The organism is Caulobacter sp. 10L414 (assembly GCF_056395525.1).
The window spans coordinates 1-26,192 of sequence record NZ_JBFTJR010000052.1; the positions used below are offsets into that span (position 1 = coordinate 1).

Below are 26,192 nucleotides of genomic sequence, written 5' to 3' on the forward strand. Positions count from 1 at the left end.
GGGGGAGCTGTCGCGGAGCGACTGAGGGGGCCCGCGCCGGCGCGGGTCCTCAGTCCAGCGTCATCATGTCGATCAGCTTGACCCGGAAGATCATCACGCTGTTGGGCGGGATCTCGCCGGCGGTGCGGTCGCCGTAGCCGAGCGACGGCGGGACGAACAGCGTCCATTCGTCGCCCACCTTCATCTTCGGCAGGGCCTCCATCCAGGCCGGCACCAGGCCGCCCAGCGGCGCGATCAGCGGCTTGCCGCGCGCGAACGAGCTGTCGAACACCGTGCCGTCGACCAGCTTGCCCTCGTAGTGAACCTTGATGATCTCGCCTTCCTTGGGCGAGGGCGCGTCCTTCGCGCCGGCGGTCACGACCTTGTACTGCAGGCCCGACGGCAGGGTGATCACGCCCGGCTGCTTGGCGTTGGCGGCCAGCCAGGCGGTCGACTTGGCCAGGTTCTCGGCGGCCGGGTTGGCGGTGACGTCGGGGGCCGGCGCCGGGGTCGGCGGGGTCTGGGCCAGGACCGGACCGGCCAGAGCGACGGACAACCCCAGGGCGATGAGAGCGGTGCGCATGTTTGAGCGACTCGTGTTATCTATGCGACGAAATGTCAGAATAGACATTCGGCTGGACGAGAGCACACTAAAAACCGAGGGCTCGTGTTCAGCCAGAAGAAGAACGGCCATTTTCTACTTGGACCGTTCTTCGCTCGTCGGGAAGGAAACGTCATGGCCAGGGCTACTGGCGGCTCATTGAGCGGAGCGCATTGGTGGCAGCGCCATCCGATGTTCGCGCTCTTCGTCGGGTGGGTGGTGATCGGCTCGCTGGGCCTCGCCGCCGCCGTTCAACTTTGGCCGGTTCTCGCGCGCTTTACGCCGCTCGCCTGAAGGCGCGCGCCGCAAACTCCAGGAAATACGGCCAGTTAGGCCCAGGCGTGTGGCCCTCGGCATGCTGCCGGAAAACAAGATCATCGCCGGCCGTCAGGGTCAGGGGCGGCGGGAACACCGTGCGGTCCAGCCCATCCGCGCCCAGCAGCCGATAGACCGGGCTCGCGGCGGCCGCGGCCATGAACATGCCGCGCGCATCGACCCAGCCGTCGGTCGCGTCGGCGCCGGTTCCGATGAACAGCGGCCGGGGCGCGGCCAGGGCGATCAGGCTGTGGGCGTCCACCGGCAGGTCGTCGGCGGTCAGCGGCCCGGCGTAGCGCAGGAAGTTCCCCGCCATCCAGTGGTGCTCGCCCACGGCCGCCAGGTTCTCGACCTGCTCGCCACGCCGGCGGCGATGCAGCTTGGTCCCGCCCTCGCCGGACGAGGCGATGTAGCCGGCCGCCAGGCGCGGCTCGTAGGCCATGGCCAGCAGAGCGGCCTTGCCGTAGCGCGACATCCCCGCCACCGCCACGCGCCGCGCGTCGGCCGCAGGATCGGTCTCCAGCAGGTCCAGCACCCGCGAGACGCCCCAGGCCCAGGCCCGCAGAGCGCCCCAGTCCTCCGGATCGCGCGGCCGCCCCCGGTTGGCCAGGCCGATGATCCCGTCCTGCAGCTTGCCCGGATCGTCGGGCTGCACGCTGGTCGGGGCGTAGATCGCGTAGCCCCAGCCACGCGCGATCACGGCGTCGCGCCAGTCGGGACCGGGCGGCGGCGTGCGCCCCCTCAGCCAGGGCGGCCCGTCGGGAAAGCCCAGTTCGATCACCACGGGAGCTTTCGCCGCCCCCTCCGGCGCGCCGACCAGCAGGTCGATGGCCAGGCTCCGGTCATGGCGCGTGACGTCGCCGGCCAGGCGCCGCTCGACCACCGTACGCCCGCCCCGGCTCACCCGCTCATCCTTCACCGTCCGCCAGGCGGGTGCGGGCAGGCCGCGCGGAACCCGGCCATGGATCTCACGCGCGAAGGCCTCGAGGATCTGCGGTCGCCGGACGTCCCACCAGGTCTTGGCGTCGCGTACCGGCGTTCCGTCCGGCGAGGCCAGGGGATCGGGCAGCAGGCTGAACGGCCCGGCCCGCGCCTCGTCGTAGTTCACGGGATTGGCGGCGCCGGGGTTCATGCCGTCGACGCCGGGCCGCAGCGCCCCGATCCCCAGTCGCCGCCGCATCGCCGCATGAGCCTGCTCGCCGGTCAGGACCGCGACACCGGCGGCGGCCGTCCCGCCGCTCGCCAGGATCGCGGCCGTCGCCGCCAGCAGGTCGCGGCGTCTCACTTCCCGTCCGCCCGGGCATAGAGGCCCAGCATCGTTCCGACGAAGCCGCCGGCGACCTTGGTCGACAGGATCGTCCCGTCCTGGTCGCCGGCCAGGTTCCGCCAGGCTCCGTCGCCGGTCGCGTAGGCGAAGTCGTAGAGGCCGCCCCGGGCGGTGATCTTCAGGCGTACCGGCTCGCCCCCGGCGATCGGTAGCGGCGCCCGGGCCACGATCGCGCCGTCGACCGGATCCTTCTCGCCGGCCCGCTTCTCCAGCCGCACCTCGGGCCGACCGTCCGCGCCCCCGGCCACGGTCAGGGCGTAGAAGAAGGCGTCGTTCTGCAGCGCCACGATCCCGGCCCGGTCGCCGGCCGCCTTCGGGGTGAACCGCACCGTCGTCTCGGCGGTCGCGTTGAGGTGCTGCTGCCGGCGCGCCCAGATCGACGGCTGCTCGAACCCGCCCAGGCGATCGGTCCGCGCCCGCAGCACCAGCGCCCCGTCCTTCAGGTCCCACCAGCGCCCGGCCGGGATGCGCATGGTCATCCAGTCGAGCCCCAAGGCCTTGCCGTCGAAGGTCTCGCGGACGGTGAAGGCGCCGGTGGTCGGGATCTTCGGCGCGGTTCCGGCCGGCAGCCTGGGCCGCGGCGCGGCATAAGGGATCGCCGTCTTCGGCGGCAGGATCACCGGCCAGCCGTCCTTCCACGTCACCGGCAGCAGGAAGGTCTCGCGGCCGGTGTTGTAGGTGTCGTCGCCATAGGGCCGCACCGCCAGGAAGGTCGCCCACCAGTCGCCGCCTTGTGTCTGCACGAGGTCGGCATGGCCCGCCGAGGTGATCGGATGGGCGCGGTCGCGCGGCAGGTCGCGCTGGGTCAGGATCGGATTGCCGGCATAGGGCGTGTACGGCCCGGTCGCCTTGTCGGCCCGCAGCACCACCTGCGAGTGGCCCTCGGCCGTGCCGCCCTCGGCGGCGGTCAGATAGTAGCGGCCGTCGACCTTGAGGATGTGCGGCCCCTCGATCCAGATCGGCTTGGTGGAGGGATCCACGCCCCCGTCGACCAGCACCGAGCGCGGCCCGACCATCTTGCCGGCCTTGGGGTCGTACTCCTGGATCCAGATCGCCCGGTGACCGTCATAACGCGACGGCCCTTGCGGCGGGCCGTTGTTGACGATCCACGCCCGCCCGTCGTCGTCGAAGAACAGCGAGGTGTCGATGCCGTCGATCTGCGGCAGCCACACCGGGTCCGACCACGGCCCCTTGGGATCCCTGGCCGTGACCAGGAAATTACCGCCGCAGTCGACGCAGGTGTTGAGGATGTAGAACACGCCGGCGTGCTCGGTGATCGCCGGCGCGAACACCGCCCGCGACATCGCCAGCCGCTTGAAGTCCAGCTGCCCCGGGCGGTCGATGGCGTTGCCGATCTGGGTCCAGTTCACCAGGTCCCTGCTGTGGAACACCGGGATGCCCGGGAACCAGGCGAAGGTCGAATTGACCAGGTAATAGTCCTGCCCCACCCGCGTGACGCTGGGGTCGGGATAGAAGCCCTTGAGTATGGGGTTGGCGTAGGCGCCGGGCGCGAGCGGCGCGTCGGTCGGGTCCCGGCCGCTGTAGGTGAAGTCGTCGAAGGCGGCCGTGCCGGGGGCCAGGGGCGCGGCCACGGCGGCGCCGGCGAGCAGCGCCAAGGTCAGGGCGGGCGCCAGAGCGAGACGCAGCATCACGACCGCCCTCCCCTCAGCGCGCCGGCGCGTCGCGCAGGGCCTGGGCCACCGCCTGGCGCAGGGGCTTGGGCGCATAGGCGTCGTCATACAGCGTCGGCCGCTTGGGGGCCTTGTCCTGGCGCAGCCACTGGTTCTGCAGCCACGAGTACTTGTCGACCATCCCCCAGGCCAGAAGCTCCTTGGTCTGGCGATAGCTCAGCATCAGGTCGAGATAGGCCTTGCCGTAGGCCGCCACGGCCGCGTCGCGCTGCGCGAAGTCGGCTGGCAGGCCCTTGTCGTGGACGTCGAACTCGGTGAGCGCCAAGTCATAGCCCATGCCGACGGCCTCATCGACGAAGGCCCGCCATGCCTTTTCCTGCGGCCGGCCAAAGCCGGTGAAGCTGTCGGCGTTCTCGGCCCCGATATGGCTCTGGATCCCCAGCGCGTCGACGGGGACGTCGCGCTTGCGGAAGCCCTCCAGCAGCTTGAGCACGCCATGGCGGTGCTTCTCGTTGCCGACCTCCCAGCTCATGTAGTCGTTGTAGACGAGGCGGGCCTTCGGCGCGGCCTTGCGGGCCAGGTGGAACGAGGCGTCCAGCACCGGCTCGACCCCGCCCATGGCGTCGGAGAAGACCGTGCGGCGCAAGGTCCCGTCGGCGGGATCGACGGTCTCGTTGACCACGTCCCAGGAATAGATCTGCGGATAGTGGGCGCACACCTTGTCGATATGCTCGGCCAGCATGGCCTCGACCCTGGCGGCGGGCTTGGGGCCGAAGTCGTAGTCCTTCAGCCAGGCCGGGAACCACTGCGGATGGTGCCACAGCAGGGTGTGGCCGCGCAGCCCCGCGCCATGCTCGGCGGCGAAAGCGGCGATGCGGTCGGCGCGCGCGAAGGCGAAGGTCTTTTCGGCCGGCCGCAGCACGTACCACTTCAGTTCGTTCTCGGGGACCAGCACCCCGCACTCGTCGGCCAGGATGGCGCGGTAGCGGGCGTCCTCGAACGAGCCGGTCAGCGATCCCGGCGGGCCCGCGCCGACCGCGCTGCCGAACACCAGCCCCTTCTGGGCGGCCAGATGCTTCAGCGGCGGGACCTTGCTCTCGGCCAGGGCTGGGGAAGCAAGGGCGGCGGCCGCGGCGCCGAACAGGGCCTGACGACGATCGATCATGCGGGGGCTCACTCAAAGAAACCGCGCACCGCTGAAGCAACGATGCGCGGATGAAAGTCGGCAGGAGAAACGGGCGCGCGGCGAAGAGCGATGGCCGCGCGCCCGGGTACGCGTCACTAGAAGCTGGCGCGGAGCACGAAGGTGTAGCGCCGGTCGTTCATGAACCACGACCTGCCGGTCTTCAGCAGGTTGTTGTTCAGCACCTGGGTCGTGCGGGTGGTCTCGTTCAGCAGGTTCACCGCCTGCACCCCGACCTTCATCTTCGGGTTGACGGTGTAGAAGAACGAGCCGTCCAGCTGGCCGGTCGCCTCGTTCATGATCGGGGCGTAGGGCACGATCACGTCGCGGACGGTGAGCAGGAAGTCCGAGCGCCAGTTGTAGGCCAAGCGCGCCGACACCGGCCCCTTCTCGTAGATCGCCGCGAAGTTGACGTTGTGCTTGGACAGGCCCTGCAGCGGCAGCTTGCTGGTGTCGACCGTGGTCACGCGACCGGCGGCCACGTCGGGGTCGGTCGCCGACAGCGTGCTCTGCGGCACGCCGCTGCTTTCGATGTAGCTGTAGTTGGCGTTGATGCCGAACCCGTCCAGCGGCTTGGGCAGGAAGTCGTAGAACTGCTGATAGCCGATCTCGAAGCCCTTGACCGTCGCCTTCTTGTCGGAGTTGCCCGGCGTGGTCACCAGCACGTCGAACGTCGCCCCGTTGTTGGTGAAGGGCACGCGCGCCGTGGTGTTGGTCGCCACGTCGCTGAGCTCCTTCCAGAAGCCCGCAAAGGTCAGCGAGCCGACCTGGTCGAAGTACCACTCCACCGACACGTCGACATTGGTCGACTGGGTCGGCTTGAGGAAGGGATTGCCGACGGTGACGTTGCCCGACGGCTGGCCATTGGTGATGCCGTCGAAGTTCGTGTTGAGGGCCAGGTTGTAGTAGTTGCGGGTCAGGCCGATGTCGGGCGGCGTGATCGTCTTGGACAGGCCCAGGCGATACTGCAGGCCGTGCGGCGCCATGACCTTCAGGTTCAGGCTGGGCAGCCAGTAGTCGAACGAGGCCTTGGCCGTGCTCGGGGTCAGGGCGCCGTTGGCCCAGGCCCGGGCCGCGGCCCGCACCTGCGGCGTCAGCGAACAGAACGACGAGGGGCTGAACGGCTGCTTCGGCTCGGGCAGGGCCTGCCAGTTGGTGAAGGCCAGGGCGCAGTCGGCGTCGGTGGCCAGGCTGGTCGAGATCGGGAACGCCAGGTAGCCGGTCGCCTCGCGGTCGGTCTTGGTGTAGCGCAGGCCGACATTGCCGCTGATCTTGTAGTCGCCGGCCTCGCCCTTGAAGCGGGCCATCAGGTAGGCGGCCTTGGTCACTTCGTTGACCGGGTTGATCTCCTGCGGGCGGAACGGCGTGCCGGCGGTGACGCCGCAACGCTGCGCCAGCGGCACCCAGTTCTGCGGGCAGCCGCCGGCCAGGCGGTCACGCCACTCATCGCCGACCGACAGCAGGAACTGCGAGACCGAGCCGTAGTTGTCGACCAGGTTCTGCGAGAAGAACAGGCGCGGGTCCGAGCCCGTCGGCACGCCGGTCTTGCCGCGCAGGAAGTTGTCGAAGGCGTAGGCCTCGACGAAGCGGGTGCTGTTGGCGCCGCCGGCGGTCGTGGGGTTGCCGTTGATGGGATCGTCCATCCACACCGGGCCGCCGCTGCCCCAGATCTCGCTGACCACGCCCCAGTTGTAGGCCGAGAAGCGGGTGGTCTGGTCGCGCTCCGACCAGCGGGCGCCGCCCTTGATCGAGTCCAGCCAGCTGTCGCCCCCGAACTTGTACTCGACGTCGATCTTGACCGCGTCCTCGGTGCCTTCCGACTGCTCGATGTGGTCCATCGCCGAGCGCCAGAAGTTGTTGTACGGGTCGCTGAGGCTGGCGTGGGACCCGCGGGCGTAGGACGGGCAGTTGTTGTTGAACGGCGTGCAGTTCGACACCGTCGTGCCGCTCGACGGCGCGGTGAACTTCACGTCCGGCAGGTCGCTGCCGTTGAGGGTGATCGCGGCGTTCTGGAACGTCGAACCCCACATGCCCATGCTGATCGCATCGACGGTCGAGTCCACGTGCTGCACGTCGAACAGCACGCCCCAGTGGTCGTTCGGCGTCCACTTGAAATTGAAGCCGTAGTCGGTGGTGATGTTGGTCGTGTTCTCGTCGCGGCGGACATTGTTGGACTGCAGGCCGTTGATCGGCGTGCGGGGGTCCGAACCGTTCTGGTCGGCGCGCCAGCCGGTGGCGCCGGTGATGACGCCGTTGGTGAACACGCCGTCCTCGTCGAACGAGAAGGTGGTGCCGTCGGCCGGGCGCGAGTCGCCGTTGCCGGCCACGTTGTCGGTGGCGATCTCGACCGCGTGCTCGGTCCACTTCACGGTCGACTTGGAGCGCAGGTACTGCAGCGAGGCCTGCATCGTGCCGTCAGTGCTCTTCCACTGGATCGCCCCGGCCTGGCCCTGGCGTTCACGGTCATTTGTGGTCGAGCGGAACGCCGCGCCGCGCGGGAACCACACGCCCTTCGAGCCATTGCCGCAGTCGGCGCTTGAGACGCCCAGGTTGGTGCGGCAGCCGAAGTTCGACACCTGGATGGCGTCGCTGCGGCTGGCCAGTTGCGAGTTGACGAAGCTGGCCAGGACGCCGACCTCGCCGAAATTGGTGTCGAAGCGATCGCTGTAGAGGAACGAGTAGGTCGGCTTCCATTCCTTGACCATGTCGCCGTAGCTGGCTTCGGCCGACATCGACAGGATGCGCTTGTTGCTGTCGAACGGCAGACGGGTGCGCAGGTTCACCGTGCCCGAGATGCCGCCCTCGATCATGTCGGCCGAGGGGCTCTTGAACACGTCGACGCCGCCCATCAGCTCGGACGGAACGTCGGCGAAGCTGAGGATGCGGCCGTTGTTGGCGGTGAAGGTGTCCCGGCCGTTCAGTTCCGAACGCACGAAGTTCAGGCCGCGGACCACCACGCCCGAGCCTTCGGTCGAGAAGTGATCGGGGTCGACGCCGGCGGCGAAGCGGTTGATCGACACGCCGGGCACGCGCTGCAGGGCTTCGGTCACCGAGCGGTCCGGCAGGGCCCCGATGTCCTCGGCGGTGATCGAGTCGCCGATGATCTCGGACGACTGCTTCAGCTGCTGGCTGCTCTTGAGGCTCTGGCGGATGCTGGTGACGACCACCTCGTCGACCGTGTCCTCGGTGGTCTTGCCGCTGGCCGCGGCGGTCTGGGCCAGGGCCGACGCCCCGAACACCAGGCTGATCGCCAGGGCCGACGCCCCGCACTTCAGGCCGAATTTCAGGTTGTCGCCGAGAGTCTGGCGCCCACGCGTCGCGGACGCTCCGTTGACGGAGCTCATTCTGTTATTCCTCCCCAGTCCCGGTAACGCGGTAGCGCTACCATTGGTCATATGTCGAGACCATTATTGGTCTGATGATATGGCAAAGGTCGACCACGTCAAGGGCGTTGAAATAACCCCGTAACGCCAGCCGATGCGCCATTCATCACTTTGTTTTTGAACGTTTTTTCGAAATATAAAGACGCCCGGACGATTTTTCGCCCGCGGAAAACGTGACAAAGACGGACAGCGCAGTCAATTTACAACCCGCTTGAAACGGCGCTCAAAGCCGTGCGGGCATAAGATCTTCTGGGGCGGGAAAGCGTATCATGTCAGACCAACGCGTAAGGTCCGTCGTCGTCGTGGGCGGCGGCACGGCCGGCTGGATGACGGCGGCGGCGCTCGCCAAGACGCTCAGCGCCCAGGGCCTGAAGATCACCCTCGTCGAATCCGAGGCCATCGGCACGGTCGGCGTCGGCGAGGCCACCATCCCGCCGATCCTGACCTTCAACACCATGCTCGGCCTGGACGAGCGCGAGTTCATGCGCGCCACCAAGGCCAGCTTCAAGCTGGGCATCGAGTTCGTCGACTGGGGCGCGATCGGCGAGATGTACCACCACCCGTTCGGGACCTTCGGCCTCGACCTGGAGGGGATCAAGTTCCACCAGGTGTGGCGCAAGTTCGCCGCCTCGGCCGGTCCGATCGGCGACTACAATCTCACCGAGGCCGCCGCCCGCCGCTGGCGCTTCGCCCTGCCCGACCCCGACCCGTCCAAGGTGATGTCGAGCCTGCGCTACGCCTATCACTTCGACGCCGGCCTCTACGCCCGCTTCCTGCGCGGCTTTTCCGAGCAGCGCGGCGTCGTCCGCATCGAGGGCCGCATCGGCCAGGTCGCCCAGAACGCCGAGACCGGCTTCGTCGAGGCCGTGGTGCTGGAGGACGGCCGCCGCGTCGAGGGCGACTTCTTCGTCGACTGCACGGGCTTTCGGGGCCTCGTCATCGGCCAGGCCCTCAAGGTCCCCTACCAGGACTGGAGCCGCTGGCTGCCCAACAACCGCGCCGTGGCCATCGGCTGTGAACTGGGCGGCGACGGCCTCACCCCGTTCACCCGCGCCACCGCCCGCGAAGGCGGCTGGCAGTGGCGCATCCCGCTGCAGCACCGCATCGGCAACGGCTACGTCTATTCCAGCCATCACGTCGACGACGAGCGCGCGCTGGACACCCTGCTGGCCAACCTCGACGGCGCCCCGACCGACGAGCCGAACTTCCTGCGCTTCACGCCCGGCCGCCGCGAACGCGCCTGGGAGAAGAACGTCTGCTCCATCGGCCTGTCGGCCGGCTTCATCGAACCGCTGGAAAGCACCAGCATCCACATGATCCAGGCCGGCATCACCAAGCTGCTGGCCCTGTTCCCGGGCGGCGGCGTCGATCCACTGGAGATCGACGAATACAACCGCCTGACCGCCGAGCAGGTCGACCGCATCCGCGACTTCGTGATCCTGCACTTCCACGCCACCCGCCGCGACGACACCGACTACTGGCGCTACCTGTCGACCATGACCGTGCCCGACAGCCTGGCCCGGCGCATGGAGCTGTTCGCTCATCGCGGCCGCTGGTTCCCGTCCGAGTACGACCTCTTCCACGAACCCAACTGGCTGGCCGTGCTGCTGGGCCAGGGGATCGTTCCGGAGGAATGGGATCCGCTGGTCGACAGCCTGCCGGACGACCAGGTGCGTCAGCGCCTTTCCCACCTGTCGGGCCTGATCGGCCGCACCGCCGAGGCCATGCCCAGCCACGCCGAATTCGTCGCCCGCTACTGCGGCGCCCAGCAAGGAGTCGCCGCGTGACCAACGACCGCATCCGCCATGTCGTCATCGTCGGCGGCGGCACCGCCGGCTGGATGACCGCCGCCGCCCTCGGCCGCTTCCTCAAGGACGGCGTCACCAAGGTGACGGTGATCGAGAGCGAGGCTATCGGCACGGTCGGCGTCGGCGAGTCGACCATCCCCCAGATCAACATGTTCAACCGCATGCTGGGCCTGGACGAGGACGACTTCCTGCGCCGCACCAAGGCCACCTACAAGCTGGCCATCGAGTTCCGCGACTGGAAGCAGATCGGCCACACCTACCACCACCCGTTCGGCCCCTACGGCGTCGACATGGAAGGGGTGTCGTTCCACGCCTACTGGCTGCGCTACCAGGCCATGGGCGAGGCGGCCGATCTTCCGGAATACTCCCTGCAGTCGCTGGCCGCCGCGCAGGCGAAGTTCCAGCGCCCCACGGGCCAGAAGAACTCGCCGCTGGGCGACATCGCCTACGCCTTCCACTTCGACGCCGGCCTCTACGCCCGCTTCCTGCGCGACTACGCCGAAGCCCGCAGCGTGCGCCGCATCGAGGGCAGGATCGTCGACGTGACCTTGCGTGGAACCGACGGCTTCGTGCAGTCGGTGACCCTGGAGAACGGGACGGTCGTCGAGGGCGACCTCTTCATCGACTGCTCGGGCTTCCGCGGCCTCCTGATCGAGGGCGCGATGAAAAGCGGCTTCGAGGACTGGTCGCACTGGCTGCTCAACGACCGCGCCGTGGCCGTGCCTTGCGCCTCGGGCGGCTCGACCGATCCGGTCACCCGCGCCACCGCCCGTCCCGCCGGCTGGCAATGGCGCATCCCGCTGCAGCATCGCATCGGCAACGGCTACGCCTTCTCCAGCGAGCACATCAGCGAGGACGAGGCCACGGCCTACCTGCTGGCCAATCTCGACGGCGAAGCCCTGGCCGATCCCAACCTGCTGCGCTTCAAGGCCGGCCGCCGCAAGAAGAGCTGGAACCGGAACGTCGTGGCCATCGGCCTGTCGGCGGGCTTCATGGAGCCCCTGGAAAGCCAGAGCATCCACCTGATCCAGGTGGGGATCTCGCGCCTGCTGGCCATGTTCCCCGACCGGCGTTTCCAGCAGCCCGACATCGACCGCTACAACCGGGTGATGACCTTCGAATACGAGAAGATCCGCGACTTTCTGATCCTGCACTACAAGGCCACGCAACGCTCGGACACGCCCTACTGGGACTATCTGCGCGAGATGCCGATCCCCGACTACCTGGCCGACAAGATCGCCGTCTTCGAGAGCCACGGCCGGATCTTCCGCGAGAACGAAGAGCTGTTCAACGACACCTCGTGGTTCGCCGTCATGGTCGGCCAGGGGCTCACGCCCAAGGGCTGGGACCCGATGGCCGACGTCATGAGCGAGGATCTGCTGCGCGCCCGCATGAACGAGATCCGCGCGGTCATCGCCCGCTCGGCCGACAGCATGCCGGATCACATGACGTTCGTCGCGGATCGGGTGGCGCGGGCGCAGGCGGCTTAGCCCCCCCCCCCAACGCCCCCCAAAAATCCGTCCCTCCCCGCGAAGGCGGGGACCCAAGCCGCGCCTGCGGATCCCCGCGACCTCGCATTTTCCTGAAATGCAGCTTGGATCCCCGCCTTCGCGGGGATGCGCGGTGCAAAAACGGTCGAACTTCCGGAACTTGATCCGCCCTGGGTCCCGGATAAGCCCTGCGGGCTTTCCGGGATGACGAGCGCGTGGGGAGCGTCCGCCCCCTACCCCGCGAAGAACCGCGCGAAGCCCTTGTCGGTGACCCGGGCCAGGGCCGCGCGGTAGTCGCCATAGGCGGCCGCCTCCGGCCCGACGCGGCCGAAGGCGGGCTCGGCCACCCGGCGCAGCGGTACGAAGGCGATGGGCGCGGCCGCGGGCGTCAGGTGGCTGCCCTGCCCCACCTGCAGGGTGGTCAGCATGCCGTACATCTCGCCGCCGATCGCCGGCCGGCCCAGGATGATCAGCCGAAACTGCCCCTGCTCGTTGGTGATCAGGTAGGTGTGGCCCGACTGGTTCGACAGCGACACCGCACCCCGCTGGGTGAACTCGGCGTCCTGCCGTGCGGCCTCGCGGAAGACGAGGCTTGAGGCGCTCTCGTCCCAGACGATCTCGGTGCGATAGGCGTAGACGGCGGCCGGATCCTCGAACGACGGCCGCAGGGTCAGATACTCGCCCTCCAGCCAGGTCACGGCCGGCCGCGAATAGGCGCCCAGCGCCTCGGGCGCCAGGCCCGCGACGGCGGCCGGCGCCTGCCGGGCGGGCGGGCGCAGCGGCTGCTCCAGCGCCTCCTCCAGCCGGATGGTGGTGGCCAGGGTGAACGGCCGGCGGCCGCTGAGGGCCTTTTCCAGGGTCGAGATGCTGATACGGGCCCGGTCGGCCAGTTGCTGGCGCGACATCCGGCGACGCGCCAGGGCCTCGCGCACGCTGGCGGCGATGGCCAGGCTCTGTTCGTCGGGCAGCTCGGCTTCCGGCGCCAGGGTCATCGGGAAGGCCTCACGAATCCGCACATTTCCGCACACTGCGGCGCCGAACCGGGCGCGGCAAGCCTGCCTGCGGACAAGCTGCACGGATCCCTCACGAAGAATGCAAATCCCGCCGCTCGCGACGGCGCCGGCCTGTGACCACAAGGAAGATCACCTGCTTTCGAGCCCCAAGGAGATCCTTCCATGTCCGCTCAAGACGTCGGCGCGCCCAAGCCCCGCGTCGCCTCCGGCGCCCGCCCCCACCGCTGGTTCGCCATCCTCTGCGAAGCCTTCGCCCTGGGGCTGCTGCTGCTCGTGGCGCTGGCCGGAACCGGCCGCGCCGCCGAAAGCGCCGAGCCGGCGGCGGGCGGCCTGATCATGCGCGCCAAGGGCGGCGACCAGGTGGTCGAGGCCGTGCGCCTGGGAACCGACATCGACATGACGGTCAGCGGCCTGACCGTGCGCGGCCGCGTCACCCAGGCCTTCCGCAACGACACCGGCCACTGGGTCGAGGCCGTCTATGTCTATCCGCTGCCGCAGGACGGCGCGGTCGACACCCTGAAGATGGTGGTCGGCAAGAAGGTCATCGTCGGCGAGATCAAGAAGCGCGCCGAGGCCCAGGCCATCTACGACGCCGCCAAGGCGCAGGGAAAGAAGGCGGCACTGGTCGAGCAGAACCGCCCCAACATGTTCACCAACGCCGTGGCCAACGTCGCGCCCGGCGAGACGGTGCTGGTGCAGATCGAGTACCAGGCCCCCGTCGCCGTCTCGGCCGGCGAATATTCGCTGCGCCTGCCGCTGGTCGTCGCCCCGCGCTACGCCTCGCCCGGAACGGCGCCGAGCCCCGAAAGCCGCGCCACGATCGTCGACCCCAAGGTCGCCAGCGCGATCAACCCCGTCACCGTGACCGTGCGCCTGCGCGCCGGCTTCCCGCTGGGCGCGGTGACCAGCGCCAGCCACGCCGTCGACGTCCGCGACGAGAAGGGCGGCAAGGTCATCACCCTGGCCAGGGGCCAGGTTCCGGCCGACCGTGACTTCGTCCTGACCTGGAAGCCCGTGCCGATGGCCGCGCCCGGCGTCGCCCTGTTCCGCGAGAAGGTCGCCGGCGCCCACTACGTGCTGGCCCAGGTCACCCCGCCGATCGCCGCCCGCGCCGCGCCGCCGTCGGCCCGCGACATCATCTTCGTCATCGACAATTCCGGCTCGATGGGCGGGGAGTCGATGCGCCAAGCCAAGGCCAGCCTGCTGTACGGCCTTTCCAACCTCAAGCCCGCCGACCGCTTCAACGTCGTGCGCTTCGACGACACCCTGACCGTGCTGTTCGAGGGGGCGGTCGCCGCCGACACGGCTAACCTGGCCAAGGCCCGCAAGTTCGTCTCGGGCCTGGAAGCCACCGGCGGCACCGAGATGGTCCCGGCCATGGCCGCCGCTCTGCGCGACGAGAACGGGCGCGCCGACAGCCGCGTGCGCCAGGTGGTGTTCATGACCGACGGCGCGATCAGCGACGAACAGGGGCTGTTCGACGCCATCACCGCCGGTCGCGGCCGCTCCAAGGTGTTCATGGTCGGCATCGGCTCGGCCCCCAACACCTACCTGATGGGCCGCGCCGCCGAACTGGGCCGCGGGACCTTCACCCACATCGGATCGACCGACGAGGTCGAGACGGCCATGCGCACCCTGTTCGACAAGCTGGAAAGCCCGGTGGCCACCAATCTCGTCGCCCGCTTCGAGGGCGCGGGTTCGGACGCCGCCCCCGCCGTGCTGCCCGACCTCTATCGCGGCGAGCCGGTCACCCTGGCCGCGCGCGTCGACGACCTGGACGGCGTGGTGACGATCGGCGGGTTCATCGACGGCCGCCCCTGGGAGACCCGCCTGCGCCTGCGCGACGCCGAAGCCGGCAAGGGGATCTCCAAGCTGTGGGCCCGGCGCAAGATCACCGACGCCGAGGTCGCCCGCACCCTGGCGCAGATCACCGAGGACGAGGCCGACGCGCGGGTGCTGAAACTGGGCCTCGACCATGGCCTGGTGACCAGCCAGACCAGCCTGGTGGCGGTCGACAAGACCCCCGCCCGCCCGGCCAGCGCCCCGCTGCTGCGCAGCGACCTGCCGCTGAACCTGCCGGCCGGCTGGGACTTCGACGCCCTGTTCAACCGCAAGGCCTCGACCGGAACCGGCGACGCCCCGGCCGATCCCGAGCAGCAGATCGCGCAGCTGGACCTGCCGCAGACGGCCACCGACGCGCCGATGCTGATCCTGGCGGGCCTTGGCCTGATGGCCCTCGCCCTGGTCCTGGGGGCCGGCGGCTGGGCCCTGGGCCGGCGAAGGACCGCGGCGTGAGCCGGCTGGCGATGATCGTGGGAGCCGCCCGTCGGCGGCTCCCCTTCCTGCTTCCGGCCCTGGCGGCCGGGAGCCTGGGCCTTGTGCTCTGCGGCCAGGGCCTTTGGATCCACGCCAAGGCGGCCCTGGCCCAGGTGCTGCTGGAGCGGGCCTTCGATCAGAGCCTCCGCCAGGGCGGCGCGCCGGTGCGGCCCTGGAGCTGGGCCGACACCTGGCCGACGGCGCGCATCGTCTTTCCGCGCCAGGGCGAGCGGGTCATCGCCCTGGACGGCGCCAGCGGCCAGGCCCTGGCCTTCGGTCCCGGCCACGTGGCCGGCACGCCCAAGGCCGGCGACCGGGGAACCGCCGTCTACGCCGCCCATCGCGACACCCACTTCGCCGTCCTGGCCAGGGTCCGCCCCGGCGACCCGATCCTGGTCGAGCGCGCCGACGGCAAGGTCGCGCGCTTCGAGGTGACCGGCGCCAGGGTCGTGCGCTGGGACGCGTCGGGCGTCGATCCCCGCGCCCCGGGACGGGGCCTGGCCCTGGCCACCTGCTGGCCGCTGGACGCGAAGGTCAGCGGCCCGATGCGCTACGTGGTCTGGGCCCGCCCCGTAGAGACAAGCTTGACCTTGTCCGACCTAACCGCTCGCAAAGGTATGACCACCTTGACACGATAGGCCTTACCTCGTAGCCGTTCACTCCTGTGACCGCTACCACCCGTATCGCCGCGCAACGGCGGACGGCGGCGGTCGTGAGGAAAAGCGCAAGAGCCACAAGCGCCAGGGGAGTGAAGAGATGTCGTCCAGCCACCGCACGCGCGGAATCCGCCAGGTCCTGATCGGGGCCACTTGCCTGACCACCGCGCTCGTCGCCCTGCCCGCCCTGGCCCAGACGGCGCCCGCGCCGCAGACCGCCGAGCCCGAAGCCGTCGAGGAAGTCGTCGTCACCGGCTATCGCAAGAGCCTGGCCGACGCGACCAACGCCAAGCGCGAAAGCGTCGCCTTCACCGACTCCGTCTTCGCCGAGGACATCGGCAAGTTCCCCGACCTCAACATCGCCGAGTCCCTCAACCGCATCCCCGGCGTGCAGCTGACCCGCGAGATCAACGGCGAGGGCCTGAACGTCACGATCCGCGGCCTGGGCACCAACTTCACCAAGATCCTGCTGAACGGCTCGCAGATCGCGGTGGCCTCGTCGGGCCGTACCGACAGCCAGAACCAGAACCGCGAGGTCGACCTCGACCTCTTCCCCACCGAGCTCTTCACCCGGCTCGACGTGCACAAGACACCGACCGCCGGCATGGTCGAGGGCGGCGTCGCCGGCGTGGTCAACATGCGCAGCGCCCGCCCCTTCGACTACAAGGGAGGCGGCCAGCTGATCTATTCGCTGCAGGCCGGCAAGAACAACCAGGCCGACGACATCAGCCCGCGCGGCTCGCTGATCGCCTCCAAGACCTGGGAGACCCCGATCGGCGATTTCGGCCTCTTGGGCGGCGTCGCCATCGCCCGCACCAAAAGCACCACCACCGGCTTCGAGAGCGTCGGCTGGTCGAACGCCAACATGACCTGCACGGGCTGCAACGTGACCGGCGGCAATAACTTCAACTGGGCCTCGACCGTGCCGGCGGGCGTCAGCTCCAACGGCCTGACGCCGGGCCAGGCGATCGACAACGCCCTGCTGGCCTCGCTGAACCCCGGCACGACCCTGCAGCAGCTTTCGGACGCCCAGCTTCCGCGCCTTGGCCGTGACAGCTGGAGCTCGGGCGAGCGCGACCGCGACTCCTATGTCCTGTCGGCCGAGTGGCGTCCCAACGACCAGCTGAACGTCTATTTCGACACCCTCTATTCCAAGGGCAGCCGCTCGTTCGAGCGCATCGACATGAACTGGGTCGTGCGCAACTCCAACTTCATGGTCCCGGTGGGCGTGAAGGTGAACGGCGAGGGCGTGGTCACCGAAGGGACCTTCCTCAACTCGCAGTTCTTCCTCGAGTACCGTCCCTACGAGGAGGACGTCGAGGTCCTGAACCTCAACCCCGGCTTCACCTGGCGCCCCAACGACTGGATCAAGCTGGACGGCCAGGTGAACTGGAGCCGCAGCGTCTTCTTCCGCGAGGCGCCGACGGTGCTGTTCAACACCCCGCTGAACTCGGGCCTGAACGTCACCTACGCCAACGGCGGCGGCGACTATCCGTCGATCAAGGCCAACAAGGACCTCAACGACCCGTCGCTGGGCTGGGTGTGGGCCGGCGGCCGCGTCAACGTGCAGGCCGAAAAGCGCGTGACCCAGACCAAGGGCGCCCACTTCGACCTGACCCTGGGCGACGACAAGGGGACCAACTTCAAGTTCGGCGTCGCCTATGACGACGTCGGCCGCACCATCACCGCGCTCGACAACTCCGCCCGCTGGCAGGCCTTCACCTGCGGCGGCGGCGGGGTGACGCCGCAGAGCCCGGTTCCCGCCCCGGTTCCGGCCTGCGACGGCCGCGCCGGCTCGGCCATCCCGCAGGCCAACCTCGCCAGCTACATCAAGCAGGGTCCGCTGGGCTTCATCACCCTCGACAAGGACCGGTTCTTCGCCGACAGCAACTATCAGGCCTTCCTCGACAGCGCCCCGTTCTCGGCGGCCGCCGCCACCGGCGCAGCCTCGGGCCTGATCCGGGAAAAGACCACCGGCGCCTATGTCGAGGTCAACGGCGCGACCCAGGTGCTGGACCGCGACCTGCGCTTCAACCTCGGCGCCCGCTACTACTCCACCGACCAGACGATCGAGGGCCCGCAAACCGTCAACGGCGTGCTGTCGTTCCTGTCGCGCACCAGCAACTACGACGGCCTGCTGCCGTCGTTCAACGTGGCCTGGAACCTGCGCGAGGACCTGATCGTCCGCGCCTCGGCCTCGCGCACCGTCACCCGTCCCAACCCCAGCGCCATGCTGCCGGGCACCACCTTCTCGGACCCCTCGGCCCAGCAGGCCAACCAGGGCAATCCGAACCTGCAGCCCTACACGTCCAACAACTTCGACATCGGCGGCGAGTGGTACACCGGCGGCGCCGGCTACATCGGCGTGGCCCTGTTCCGCAAGGAGCTGACCGGCTTCACCGTCAACGGGACCAACACCATCCCGTTCAGCCAGCTGGGCGTGCCCTTCGACCAGCTGACCAACCTGCAGCAGCAGGCCATCAACAACCGCGGCGGCCCCGACGCGGCGACGGTGACCGTGCAGCAGCAGGTCAACGCCGACGGCGTGCTGACCATCCTGGGCCAGGAAGTCACCTGGGTGCAGCCGCTGGACTTCCTGCTCGACGGCGCGGGCTTCACCGCCAACGCCACCCACGTCGAGCAGAACGCGCGCGGCAACGGCGCGCCGGCCCAGGCCGTCGGCATCTCGCCGTGGACCTACAACGTCACCGGCTATTACGAGAAGCACGGCGCCACCGTGCGCCTGTCCTACGTCTGGAACGACGCCCAGATCTCGTCGGGCCCGGGCCAGAACGGCATCCCGGTCGCCACCATCAACACCGACGCCCGCGGGCAATGGGACCTGTCGGCCAGCTACCAGTTCGACAAGCTGCCGACCCAGCCGCGCGTCAGCCTCGACGTCATCAACATCACCGAGGAGGCCCAGCGCAGCCCGTTCCAGTGGGACAGCGCCGCCTACACCTACTACCAGCCCGGCCGCCAGATCATGCTCGGGATCCGCGGCAAGTTCTGATCAGGAGCGTGGCGGCCGAAAGTGTGAGCGGTTTCGGCGCCCGCCACGCGACGAACAAAAACCTCCCAATCCTCGCTTCGCGCGGACAACCTTCCCAGTACCGCGCGGCTCGGCGGCGCATCCTCCCCGGATGCGCCGCTTTTTTTGACCATCGTTCGCAAATGCGCTCTAGGGTGCGCCCATGGACTTCGAGCCCGGCCCGCCTCCCGAGACCCTTTCCGAACCGCCCGCCAAGCGCCGTGGCCCCGGCCGGCCGCGCGACCCCGAGGTCGAGCGCCGCCTCAAGCGCGCCTCGCTGGAGGTGCTGGCCCAGCACGGCATGTCGGGCCTGACCCTGGAGAAGATCTGCGACAAGGCCGGCGCCCCGCGCGCCACCTTCTATCGCCGCTGGGCCACGCCGATGCAGGCGGTGGGCGAGGCCTTCAACGAGGCCTTCCTGTTCGAGAGCCTGCCCGACACCGGCGACGTGGTCGGCGACCTCGTCGCGCTGGGCCAGGCGATGGTCGACCTCTACAACGACCCCGTCGTCGGCCCGTGCATGAGCTTCCTGATCGCCGAGAGCCGGGTGCGACCCGAGCTGTTCCAGAACGGACAGGAAGACTTCCAGCGCCGCCGGGCCCACAACCGCCAGGTCGTCGAACGCGCCATCGCCCGCGGCGACATCGCCGCCGACACCGACGCCGACCTGGTGATCGACGTCCTCAGCGGCCTGGCCATGAACAACCAGGCCACCCGCCGCCCGCTGACCCCGCAGATGCTGGAGTTCGTGGTGCGGCGACTGCTCTGCCTATGATCCCTCTCCCCTTGCGGGAGAGGGTGGCCTCCCGCAGGGAGATCGGGTGAGGGGTCGCACAGACCTTCAACGCCGCGCCAGCCTGACCGCTGTCGCGGCGTTCTTCATTTGAGAAACCCCTCATCCGTCGACTTTGTCGACACCTTCTCCCGCAAGGGGAGAAGGATCACTTGCACACTTGAAAACAAACCAACCAGACGGTATCTTACAAACCTCCCTAGCCGAGGTCTTCCGTGTCCGTCCCCGCTTCCGCCTACGCCATGCTCGCCGGCGCCATCGCCGCCGAGGTAGCGGGCACCACCTTTCTGCAGAAGTCCGAGCAATTCACGAAACTGCTGCCCAGCCTGGCTACGGCCGGGCTCTACGCCCTGGCCTTCTTCCTGCTGTCGATCGCGCTGAAGCACATGCCGCTGGCGATCGCCTACGCCATCTGGAGCGGGGTCGGGATCGTGCTGACGGCGGTGATCGGCGCGGTTCTCTTCCGCCAGATGCTGGACCTGCCGGCGATGATCGGCATCGGCCTGATCGTCAGCGGCGTGGTCGTCGCCCAACTGTTCTCGCGCACCCTGGGTCACGGATGAACGTCACCGCCTACAATCGCCCCAAACAGCCCGAGCAGGTGCGCCGCGCCCTGCTGGAGGCCGCCGTCGCCCTGGCCGAGGAGCAAGGCCTGGGCGGGATCACCGTCCAGGCGGTGGCCGAACGCGCCGGCGTCACCAAGGGCGGACTGTTCCACCACTTCGCCAACAAGCAGGTGCTGATCGACGCCGTCTTCGACTTCATGCTGGAGCAGATGGAAGAGGCGCTGGACCGGCTGATGGCCGAAGACAGCGGTCACGGCTGCTTCACCCGCGCCTATGTGGTCTCGACCTTCGAATGCTGCGACCAGGCGCTCAGCGGCCAGGCCCTGACCATCTCGATGGTCACCGACCCGGCGCTGCGCCACCGCTGGGGCCGCTGGATCGACGAGCGCCTGGTGCGCCACGCCGACACCGATTCCGACCCGCGCCTGCGCGTCGTGCGTCTGGCCGCCGACGGCTACTGGTTCGCCCGCGTGCTGCATGAAGGCGACCACGGCAGCGAGACCCCGCAGGACCTGCAGGCCCGGCTGATCGCCATGACCCGGGAAACCTGACCATGGCCTTCCTTCGCCTGCACTGGGCGCTGCTGCCGGAGACGCCGCCCGCCGACGCGTCCGCGCCCCAGCCGGAAGCGCCGCGAGAGCCTCCCGCCGAACCGCCGCTGGAGACCCCGGCGGCGGCCTGACGCCTACCCCGCCGAAAACCCGTCGACGAAGCCCGGCACCCGTTCGGGCGGCATCGGGCGGCTGAAGTGATAGCCCTGCACCTGGTCGCAGCCATAGGCGGCCAGGGCGTCCAGTTGCTCGCGGTCCTCGACGCCTTCGGCGACCACCTTCATGCCCATGGACGAGCCCAGCGTGATCACCGCCTTCACGATGGCGGCGTCCTCGGCGTTCTGGACGAAGCCCTTGTCGATCTTCAGGCGGTCGATCGGGAACTGGCGCAGGTTGGCCAGGCTGGCGTAGCCGGTGCCGAAGTCGTCGAGCGCGATCATCACGCCGGCGGCGTGCAGCTTGCGCACCGTGTCGCTGACCACGTCCGAGGCCCAGCCCATATAGACCGTCTCGGTGACCTCGATGGTCAGGCGATCGCACGGCACGCCCCAGCGGGCCAGGCGCTCCTGCACCTCCTCGGCCAGGCGACCGGAGCGGAACTGGGCGGCCGAGATGTTGACCGCCACCCGGCCGAACTCGATCCCGGCGTCCAGCCAGTCGCGCATCTGCTTCAGCGCCGTCTCGAAGGCCACCTCGCCCAGCTTCAGGGAGAGGTCCTGGTCCTCGAAGGCGGCCATGAAGCGGTCGGGCGTCAGCACGCCCTGCTCGGKGTGGGCCCAGCGCATCAGCGCCTCGAACCCGGCCACCGAGCCGCTCTCCAGGTCAATCACCGGCTGGTAGTAGAGGATGAACTCGTCGGCCTCGATCGCCGCGCGCACGTCGCGCAGCAGCTCCAGCCGCTGCTCCAGGGCCGAACGCATCGACGGGTCGAACAGGATCGAGCGGTTGCGCCCCTCGTCCTTGGCCCGATAGAGCGCGATATCGGCGTTCTTGAAGATGTGGTGCGGGTCGGCGTCGGGATCGCCGTGCAGGGCGGCGCCGATGCTGGCGCTGACCGAGAAGCTGCGCCCCCCGTGCTGGATCGGCTGGCGCAGCAGGTCCTGCAGCGACTTGATCGGCCGCAGCATGTCGCCCTCGCCGTGCAGGCCCCGCAGGATCACCGCGAACTCGTCGCCGCCCAGACGGGCCACCGTGTCGCCCGAGCGGAAGGCGTGGCGCAGCACGTCGGCCAGGCGCCGCAGCAGGGCGTCGCCGGCGTCGTGGCCCAGGGTGTCGTTGATGTCCTTGAAGTGATCGACGTCGATCATGATCAGGCCGAAGATCTCGCCGACCATCTCCGAGGCGTCGACCGCCTCCTGGAACTTGCGCTGGAAGTAGGCGCGGTTGGGCAGACCCGTCAGCGGGTCGCGGAAGGCCAGGTTCTCGACGGCCTCGGTCTGGCGGCGGCGGTCGGTGATGTCCTTGAACAGGTTGACCAGCCGCTCGGGCTTGCCGTCGGCGCCCAGGAACCGCTTGCCGACCGAACGCACCCAGGTCTCGACCCCGTCGTCGCGGTTGAGGCGGAACTCGAACACCGCCGCCTCGCCGTCGCGGCGGGCGCGCATGATCTGGGCCATGCGCTCGCGGTCGTCCTCGTACACGATCTCCAGCGGATCGYGGTCGAACAGGCACCACTTCTCGAGCTCGGGACAGGTGCCCGAGACATAGACCTCGCCGGTCTTCAGATCGACCTCGCGCACCATCAGGTCGTCGAGCGCCAGCGCCAGCTTCAGCCGCTGCTCGTTGCGCTCGGCCCGAAGCGCCGTCTGGGCGTAGCCGGTGACGTCGCGCGCGGTGACCATGACCGCGAAGATCACGCCCTCGTCGCTGCGGCAGGCGGCGAACTCGCTGCGCCAGATGCGCTGCACGCCGTCGCTGACCTGGGCGCGGTAGCGCGAGAACGGCTCGCCCGAGGCCAGGCAGCGTTCCAGGCTCTCGACGTCCTCCAGGTTCATCAGGCAGCGGGCGAAGGCCTCGCCGGGCTGGAGATCGGGGGTCAGCGCCTCTTCGCGCCACTCGGGGCTGACGGCGACCAGCCGGCCGCTGCGGTCGATCAGCGCCGCGGCGAACGGCGCGTGCGCGACGAAGGCCTCGAACGAGGCCATTCGAAGCCGCAATTGCGCGTGGATGTCTTCGGCCGCCATGGACGGCGCGGGCTTAAGGGCCATGGAGAGCATTCTGCTGTCGGCTTCCCGACGTTGTTCTTGGACGCATCCTCAACCGCACAGTGAAACGCTCTTCCATAAGAAAAGGTATCTTTCGACGAACCTCGTTCTGCAGCGTCGAAAACCCGACCCATGGCCCGGTTGGCGACGATTTTGCCTGTCGTCCTGCGGGCGCCATGAGAAATCCTGCGGGTCCCGCGCACGGCGCCGCATTGACATTCGGCGCCGTCGCTCCGAAAACGCGGCCGCGTTACGTCCGTCCCAGAAAGCCGCCAAGTTCCGATGACCTACATCGTCACCGACGCCTGCATCCGCTGCAAGTTCATGGACTGCGTCGAGGTGTGCCCGGTGGATTGCTTCTACGAGGGCGAGAACACCCTCGTGATCAATCCGGACGAATGCATCGACTGCGGCGTCTGCGAGCCGGAATGCCCGGTCGACGCCATCAAGCCGGACACCGAGGACGACGCCGACGGGAAGTGGCTGCGGATCAACTCCGAATACGCCAAGGTCTGGCCGAACATCACCGTGAAGGGCGAGCCGCCGGCCGACCGCGCCGACTTCGAGCGCGAGACCGGCAAGTTCGAGAAGTACTTCAGCGAAAAGCCCGGCAAGGGCTCCTGATCCACGCAAAATCCGGCGTTTGGCGGTCGGATTCGGGCCGCCATACCCCAGGTTGGGGTCGCAAGCCTTTCATGAGGCTGATTTTTATGCTATTGTCGCCCTCGACGTGACGGGTGCGGCCTCGCACCTGCATGTCTCGTGGAAGACGACAGCCGTTCCAACGGCTCGCCCGATCGAAGGCGAAGGGTGACTTAAGAGACACTCCAAATCCTGATCCGACTTGGCCCCGCCTCTCCGACGGTCGGGTTGCTATCGCCTTTTGGGATGTTTGGAAACGGCGTTTTGGGCGCAAGCCCAATTTTATGAGGACGAACGAATGAGCAAGAGCGGTCTGGAATTCTCGGTCGGCGATCACGTCGTCTATCCCGCCCACGGCGTGGGGACGATTCAGGGCATCGAGACCCAAGAAGTGGCCGGGATGTCGCTCGAGGTTTACGTCATCACCTTCGACCACGAGAAGATGACCCTGCGCGTTCCGACCAAGAAGGCCAAGGTCGCCGGCCTGCGTCCGCTGGCCGAAGGCGACGTCGTCAGCCAGGCCCTGACCACCCTGAAGGGCCGCGCCCGCGTGAAGCGCACCATGTGGTCGCGTCGCGCCCAGGAATACGAAGCCAAGATCAACTCGGGCGACCTCGTCTCGATCGCCGAGGTGGTCCGCGACCTGCACCGCGCCGAGAACCAGCCGGAACAGTCCTATTCGGAGCGCCAGCTCTATGAATCGGCCCTGGACCGCATGGCCCGCGAAGTCGCCGCCATCGAGCGTATCGACCGCGAAGCCGCCATCGGCATCCTGACCAAGTCGCTGGTCAAGGCGGCCTAAGGCCTCCTCACCCTACGACGTTTTCGAAGACGCCCCCGGCCTGGCCGGGGGCGTTTTTCGTTGGGCGACGCCCCTTCCGGCCCAGATCCTGCTGCGCCGCCTGCGCTCGACCGATGCGCCGCCGGTGCAGGTCGAGACTTCGCCTGATCCGGACAGCGAGCCCGTCCTCACCGGCGGGGCTTTCACGCGTTCGACGCCAGACCGCCTTGGAACGCCCTGATGTTCGCCGGCATCTCGGACGGAACATCGAAGGTCGCAGCTGCGCCGGTCGCGCGAGCGGCCGGGGCCTGGGATCGGCAGGCGGACGGCGTCATGCCGAACGCCGCGCGAAAGGCGCGTCCGGCGGCGGTGTGGTTTTCGAAGCCCCAGCGCCGAAGGACCGCGGCGATCGGCTCGCGCCCAAGGCACGGATCCGACAGATCGCGAAACGCGCCGGTCAGCCGCCGCCCGAGAATGTACCGCCCGACGCCGCCATAGGGCTCGAACATCCGGTAGAGTGTCGGACGGGTCACGTAGAACTGGCTGGCGAGCGCGGCCGGACCAAGGGCCGGATCGCCGAGGTCCCGGTCGATGCGTCGGCGGATGGCGCGGAACTGGCTCCTGCGCAGCTCGGCGCGGGTCGCCGCCCGGCTCTGGGTGTTGGCCCGCACGACGCCGGCCAGCAGGGCCGCGGTGGAGCGGCTCCACGCCAGACCTTGCTCCACCGTCAGCTCGGGACCTCGGAGCCACATCTCGTCCAGGTGCTCACGAATGGCCACGCCGGCCTCACTGTCACGGCGAAGAACCAGCCCATGGACGTCGCCGACGTCCGCCAGCAGCGGCGACAGCAGGTCCCGCGCGACGATGGCGGAGAGATTGTCGATCCCCTCGGCGCGCAAGGCGGCCGGGCGGGACAGGTCGAGCATACAGATGTCGCCCGGCCGAACCTCCTGGTCGGCGCCATCCAGGGTCAGGACGAAGCCATGCCGCCGATAGTATTGGACGTGAAACTGATCGACGCCCGTCCGCGCGACGAGCTGGGGCGTCCGGACCATCACCGACGCCGGACCGCGAGATACGCCCAGCTTGATAGGCCCATAGTCATAGAGGTCGAAGTCCATGGCGTAGCCGATGCGGCCCTCGGGCGACGGCGCATCCAGCTCGAACATCATCGCCAGCAGCTCGCGGCAGGCGGCGAAACTGTCGGCGTAGTCGGCGCCGATGCGCGCGGCCAGATGCGGCAGACGATCCTGCTGAACGCCCTGCGGCATTCGTCACCCCCGTTGCCAAGCTGCGGCCCTGCTCTCTTTTAACGCTATCCGGCCGCGGCGACTTTCGACCAGCCGTCTCAATCGGCGCCGCCGCCGATCTTGGCGCCGGCCCAGATCACAACCACTCTGGCCCGCTCACCGGAGCCCCGCCATGGCCGCAGAGCCCAAGACCCGTCCCACGACCGCCAGCGTCGACGACTTCCTGGCCGCCTCGCCGCCCGTTCGCCAGGCCGACGCGGCTGTCGTCCGCGACCTGCTGGCCGAGATCGCCGGCGCGCCGGCGGTGATGTGGGGGCCGTCGATCGTCGGCTTCGGATCCTATTCGACCGGCGGCGCCAAGCCGATGGACTGGCCGCTGCTGGGCTTCTCGCCGCGCAAGACCGAACTGGTGCTGTACTTCGCCTCCGACTTTCCCGAGCGCGAGGCGCTGCTGGCGAAGCTCGGCAAGCACCGCAGCAGCGTCGCCTGCGTCTACGTCAAGCGACTGGCCGACATCGACCTGGCCGTGCTGCGCCAGATCGCCGAGGCCTCGGCCGCCTGGACCCGCAGCGGCCATACCGCCTGCTAGGCCTCCTTCGACAAGCTCAGGATGAAGTTTTGCCTGCAAATGGTCCTCACCCTGAGCCGGTCGAAGGGCGGGGACCACTCACA

General features: G+C 68.9%; 21 protein-coding genes. 13 read left to right on the plus strand and 8 right to left on the minus strand.

Going from position 1 to position 26,192, the window contains the following annotated elements; translation table 11 throughout:
• Window positions 1-49 precede the first annotated feature (49 nt).
• Window positions 50-562: an FKBP-type peptidyl-prolyl cis-trans isomerase gene (locus AC1DCG_RS18920; protein WP_477031253.1), complete on the minus strand. Its 513-nt coding sequence runs from the start codon at window positions 560-562 to the stop codon at window positions 50-52.
• 84 nt (window positions 563-646) lie between these two features.
• On the opposite strand from AC1DCG_RS18920, the gene AC1DCG_RS18925 reads away from it, so the two are divergent.
• Window positions 647-874, plus strand: a complete 228-nt coding sequence (locus tag AC1DCG_RS18925; protein ID WP_165257053.1) for a hypothetical protein — start codon at window positions 647-649, stop codon at window positions 872-874.
• Here the strand turns inward: AC1DCG_RS18925 and AC1DCG_RS18930 are convergent.
• The 4 genes from AC1DCG_RS18930 to AC1DCG_RS18945 all read right to left on the minus strand — a co-directional run bounded on the left by AC1DCG_RS18930 (window position 858) and on the right by AC1DCG_RS18945 (window position 8,380).
• Window positions 858-2,180 carry a glucuronyl esterase domain-containing protein gene (locus tag AC1DCG_RS18930; protein WP_477031254.1) on the minus strand — a complete coding sequence of 441 codons (1,323 nt, stop codon included), beginning with the start codon at window positions 2,178-2,180 and terminating at the stop codon, window positions 858-860. The genes AC1DCG_RS18925 and AC1DCG_RS18930 overlap by 17 nt on opposite strands.
• Window positions 2,177-3,871: a glycoside hydrolase family 43 protein gene (locus tag AC1DCG_RS18935; protein ID WP_477036898.1), complete on the minus strand. Its 1,695-nt coding sequence runs from the start codon at window positions 3,869-3,871 to the stop codon at window positions 2,177-2,179. The genes AC1DCG_RS18930 and AC1DCG_RS18935 overlap by 4 nt, the downstream gene beginning before the upstream one ends.
• Window positions 3,872-3,887: 16 nt before the next feature.
• The gene (locus AC1DCG_RS18940; RefSeq protein ID WP_477031256.1) at window positions 3,888-5,018 is read right to left on the minus strand and encodes an endo-1,4-beta-xylanase; all 1,131 of its coding nucleotides are present in this window, start codon (window positions 5,016-5,018) and stop codon (window positions 3,888-3,890) included.
• A 116-nt stretch (window positions 5,019-5,134) separates the two neighbouring features.
• Window positions 5,135-8,380, minus strand: a complete 3,246-nt coding sequence (locus tag AC1DCG_RS18945) for a TonB-dependent receptor (protein WP_477041606.1) — start codon at window positions 8,378-8,380, stop codon at window positions 5,135-5,137.
• 308 nt (window positions 8,381-8,688) lie between these two features.
• On the opposite strand from AC1DCG_RS18945, the gene AC1DCG_RS18950 reads away from it, so the two are divergent.
• Together AC1DCG_RS18950 and AC1DCG_RS18955 are read left to right on the plus strand one after the other, a co-directional pair.
• Window positions 8,689-10,206, plus strand: a complete 1,518-nt coding sequence (locus tag AC1DCG_RS18950) for a tryptophan halogenase family protein (protein ID WP_477031258.1) — start codon at window positions 8,689-8,691, stop codon at window positions 10,204-10,206.
• Window positions 10,203-11,717: a tryptophan halogenase family protein gene (locus AC1DCG_RS18955; RefSeq protein ID WP_477031259.1), complete on the plus strand. Its 1,515-nt coding sequence runs from the start codon at window positions 10,203-10,205 to the stop codon at window positions 11,715-11,717. Before AC1DCG_RS18950 ends, AC1DCG_RS18955 begins: the two co-directional genes overlap by 4 nt.
• A gap of 233 nt (window positions 11,718-11,950) precedes the next feature.
• Here AC1DCG_RS18955 and AC1DCG_RS18960 read toward each other — a convergent pair whose 3' ends face one another.
• A complete protein-coding gene (locus AC1DCG_RS18960; RefSeq protein ID WP_477031260.1) occupies window positions 11,951-12,709 on the minus strand; it encodes a helix-turn-helix domain-containing protein in 759 nt (252 codons plus the stop codon).
• Between the two features lie 183 nt (window positions 12,710-12,892).
• Here AC1DCG_RS18960 and AC1DCG_RS18965 point away from each other — a divergent pair, with 183 nt between their 5' ends.
• The 7 genes from AC1DCG_RS18965 (at window position 12,893) to AC1DCG_RS18995 (ending at window position 20,774) form a co-directional block, all read left to right on the plus strand.
• Window positions 12,893-15,025: a marine proteobacterial sortase target protein gene (locus AC1DCG_RS18965; protein ID WP_477036900.1), complete on the plus strand. Its 2,133-nt coding sequence runs from the start codon at window positions 12,893-12,895 to the stop codon at window positions 15,023-15,025.
• Window positions 15,022-15,684 carry a class GN sortase gene (locus AC1DCG_RS18970; RefSeq protein WP_477031262.1) on the plus strand — a complete coding sequence of 221 codons (663 nt, stop codon included), beginning with the start codon at window positions 15,022-15,024 and terminating at the stop codon, window positions 15,682-15,684. The genes AC1DCG_RS18965 and AC1DCG_RS18970 overlap by 4 nt, the downstream gene beginning before the upstream one ends.
• A gap of 118 nt (window positions 15,685-15,802) precedes the next feature.
• Window positions 15,803-18,715: a TonB-dependent receptor gene (locus tag AC1DCG_RS18975; protein WP_477036901.1), complete on the plus strand. Its 2,913-nt coding sequence runs from the start codon at window positions 15,803-15,805 to the stop codon at window positions 18,713-18,715.
• A gap of 181 nt (window positions 18,716-18,896) precedes the next feature.
• Window positions 18,897-19,508 (plus strand): TetR/AcrR family transcriptional regulator, encoded by a 612-nt coding sequence (locus tag AC1DCG_RS18980; protein ID WP_477031264.1) that lies wholly within the window; start codon window positions 18,897-18,899, stop codon window positions 19,506-19,508.
• 233 nt (window positions 19,509-19,741) lie between these two features.
• Window positions 19,742-20,089 carry a DMT family transporter gene (locus AC1DCG_RS18985; protein WP_477031265.1) on the plus strand — a complete coding sequence of 116 codons (348 nt, stop codon included), beginning with the start codon at window positions 19,742-19,744 and terminating at the stop codon, window positions 20,087-20,089.
• The gene (locus tag AC1DCG_RS18990) at window positions 20,086-20,643 is read left to right on the plus strand and encodes a TetR/AcrR family transcriptional regulator (RefSeq protein ID WP_165257071.1); all 558 of its coding nucleotides are present in this window, start codon (window positions 20,086-20,088) and stop codon (window positions 20,641-20,643) included. The genes AC1DCG_RS18985 and AC1DCG_RS18990 overlap by 4 nt, the downstream gene beginning before the upstream one ends.
• Before the next feature lie 2 nt (window positions 20,644-20,645).
• Window positions 20,646-20,774 carry a hypothetical protein gene (locus AC1DCG_RS18995; RefSeq protein WP_276611510.1) on the plus strand — a complete coding sequence of 43 codons (129 nt, stop codon included), beginning with the start codon at window positions 20,646-20,648 and terminating at the stop codon, window positions 20,772-20,774.
• A gap of 3 nt (window positions 20,775-20,777) precedes the next feature.
• Here AC1DCG_RS18995 and AC1DCG_RS19000 read toward each other — a convergent pair whose 3' ends face one another.
• Window positions 20,778-22,859: a putative bifunctional diguanylate cyclase/phosphodiesterase gene (locus tag AC1DCG_RS19000; protein WP_477041607.1), complete on the minus strand. Its 2,082-nt coding sequence runs from the start codon at window positions 22,857-22,859 to the stop codon at window positions 20,778-20,780.
• 270 nt (window positions 22,860-23,129) lie between these two features.
• Between AC1DCG_RS19000 and fdxA the strand changes: the two genes are divergently transcribed.
• Together fdxA and AC1DCG_RS19010 are read left to right on the plus strand one after the other, a co-directional pair.
• On the plus strand, window positions 23,130-23,471 hold the full coding sequence (gene fdxA, locus AC1DCG_RS19005; RefSeq protein WP_058349269.1) for a ferredoxin FdxA: 342 nt from the start codon (window positions 23,130-23,132) through the stop codon (window positions 23,469-23,471).
• Between the two features lie 316 nt (window positions 23,472-23,787).
• On the plus strand, window positions 23,788-24,291 hold the full coding sequence (locus AC1DCG_RS19010; RefSeq protein ID WP_165257075.1) for a CarD family transcriptional regulator: 504 nt from the start codon (window positions 23,788-23,790) through the stop codon (window positions 24,289-24,291).
• A gap of 182 nt (window positions 24,292-24,473) precedes the next feature.
• Here the strand turns inward: AC1DCG_RS19010 and AC1DCG_RS19015 are convergent, their stop codons facing one another.
• Window positions 24,474-25,541: a helix-turn-helix domain-containing protein gene (locus AC1DCG_RS19015; RefSeq protein ID WP_477031267.1), complete on the minus strand. Its 1,068-nt coding sequence runs from the start codon at window positions 25,539-25,541 to the stop codon at window positions 24,474-24,476.
• Between the two features lie 151 nt (window positions 25,542-25,692).
• Between AC1DCG_RS19015 and AC1DCG_RS19020 the strand changes: the two genes are divergently transcribed.
• On the plus strand, window positions 25,693-26,109 hold the full coding sequence (locus tag AC1DCG_RS19020; protein ID WP_477031268.1) for a DUF1801 domain-containing protein: 417 nt from the start codon (window positions 25,693-25,695) through the stop codon (window positions 26,107-26,109).
• Window positions 26,110-26,192 lie beyond the last annotated feature (83 nt).